Annotated in this window: 1 pseudogene; it reads right to left on the bottom strand. The window is 72.6% G+C overall.

Going from position 1 to position 266, the window contains the following annotated elements:
• A pseudogene (locus AC0IVP_RS21930) lies at positions 1-227 on the bottom strand (UDP-glucose 6-dehydrogenase); the annotation flags it as partial.
• Between the last annotated feature and the right edge of the window lie 39 nt (positions 228-266).

Below are 266 nucleotides of genomic sequence, written 5' to 3'. Positions count from 1 at the left end.
ACCGGGTCCACCGGCAGCCCGTAGACCAACCGGTCCGGGTGCAACGTGTCGGCCACCGCGAACCCCTCCCGCAAGAACTCCGGGTTCCACGCCAACAACGCCCCCGGCACCTTCCCCACCACCAACTCCGCCAGCCGCGCCGCCGTCCCCACCGGCACCGTGGACTTCCCCACCACCAGCTCACCGGCGGCCAACACCGCCGACAACGACTCCGTCGCCGCCTCCACGTACCGCAGGTCCGCCGCGTACTCCCCCCGCTTCTGCGG

It is taken from the genome of Klenkia sp. AC732 (genome assembly GCF_979256525.1).
Note: the sequence above shows the minus strand (reverse complement) of the source record. Positions and strands in the feature narration are given on the sequence as shown.